The sequence below is a fragment of the Modicisalibacter radicis genome, assembly GCF_900961225.1.
GTDB lineage: Bacteria > Pseudomonadota > Gammaproteobacteria > Pseudomonadales > Halomonadaceae > Modicisalibacter.
In genome coordinates this window covers 1-1,900 of the sequence record NZ_CAAHFN010000099.1, presented here as the reverse complement: position 1 = coordinate 1,900, position 1,900 = coordinate 1, and the positions used below count along the sequence as shown (strand labels likewise).

Annotated in this window: 1 rRNA gene; it reads right to left on the bottom strand. The window is 56.6% G+C overall.

Annotation, left to right across the window (positions count from 1 at the left end):
* Positions 1 to 84 precede the first annotated feature (84 nt).
* Positions 85 to 1,622: ribosomal RNA gene (locus tag HR9077_RS18145) — 16S ribosomal RNA — on the bottom strand.
* Positions 1,623 to 1,900 lie beyond the last annotated feature (278 nt).

Below are 1,900 nucleotides of genomic sequence, written 5' to 3'. Positions count from 1 at the left end.
CTGGGTCTCAACCCAAACAGTCTTTGCTCTGGCCGATCAGGTAATTCATTGTGAGCACTTGCTCGAACGCGATGACGCGTCGTTTAAGGAGGTGATCCAGCCGCAGGTTCCCCTACGGCTACCTTGTTACGACTTCACCCCAGTCATGAACCACACCGTGGTGATCGCCCTCCGAAGTTAGGCTAACCACTTCTGGTGCAGTCCACTCCCATGGTGTGACGGGCGGTGTGTACAAGGCCCGGGAACGTATTCACCGTGACATTCTGATTCACGATTACTAGCGATTCCGACTTCACGGAGTCGAGTTGCAGACTCCGATCCGGACTGAGACCGGCTTTATGAGATTGGCTCCCCCTCGCGGGATTGCAACCCTTTGTACCGGCCATTGTAGCACGTGTGTAGCCCTACCCGTAAGGGCCATGATGACTTGACGTCGTCCCCACCTTCCTCCGGTTTGTCACCGGCAGTCTCCCTAGAGTTCCCGACCGAATCGCTGGCAAATAGGGACAAGGGTTGCGCTCGTTACGGGACTTAACCCAACATTTCACAACACGAGCTGACGACAGCCATGCAGCACCTGTCTCTGCGCTCCCGAAGGCACCCCTCCGTCTCCGGAGGGTTCGCAGGATGTCAAGGGTAGGTAAGGTTCTTCGCGTTGCATCGAATTAAACCACATGCTCCACCGCTTGTGCGGGCCCCCGTCAATTCATTTGAGTTTTAACCTTGCGGCCGTACTCCCCAGGCGGTCGACTTATCGCGTTAACTGCGCCACTAAGTCCTCAAGGGACCCAACGGCTAGTCGACATCGTTTACGGCATGGACTACCAGGGTATCTAATCCTGTTTGCTACCCATGCTTTCGCACCTCAGCGTCAGTGTCAGTCCAGAAGGCCGCCTTCGCCACTGGTATTCCTCCCGATCTCTACGCATTTCACCGCTACACCGGGAATTCTACCTTCCTCTCCTGCACTCTAGCTAAACAGTTCCGGATGCCATTCCCAGGTTGAGCCCGGGGCTTTCACAACCGGCTTACTCAGCCGCCTACGCGCGCTTTACGCCCAGTAATTCCGATTAACGCTCGCACCCTCCGTATTACCGCGGCTGCTGGCACGGAGTTAGCCGGTGCTTCTTCTGTGGGTGATGTCGTCCGTACCGGGTATTGGCCGGCACGCTTTCTTCCCCACTGAAAGTGCTTTACAACCCGAAAGCCTTCTTCACACACGCGGCATGGCTGGATCAGGCTTGCGCCCATTGTCCAATATTCCCCACTGCTGCCTCCCGTAGGAGTCCGGGCCGTGTCTCAGTCCCGGTGTGGCTGATCATCCTCTCAGACCAGCTACGGATCGTCGCCTTGGTGAGCCGTTACCTCACCAACCAGCTAATCCGACATAGGCTCATCCGATAGCGCGAGGTCCGAAGAGCCCCCGCTTTCTCCCGTAGGACGTATGCGGTATTAGCCTGGGTTTCCCCAGGTTATCCCCCACTATTGGGCAGATTCCTATGCATTACTCACCCGTCCGCCGCTCGTCGGCATCCAGCAAGCTGGACCCGTTACCGCTCGACTTGCATGTGTTAAGCCTGCCGCCAGCGTTCAATCTGAGCCATGATCAAACTCTTCAGTTTAAAATCATAGAGTCCGTTAAGCGGACAAATCTTGGCTCAAGGTTCAAACGTTCTCAAAAAGATCCGAAGATCTCTGACGAGTCGCTTGCCTTGATACTTGGTGACTTGTCACCGCGTACCGAGCAAGCGCCCACATGAATTACCTGATCGATTGTTAAAGAGCGTCTCGCTGTGCTGTCGCGCCACCGGGTGGCTCGCCAGCGCCCTGCGAGGAAGGCGTATTCTACCGATCCGGGCCGCGCTGTCAAGCGCCGTGTCCGCCGTGGCGATCCGAAGCC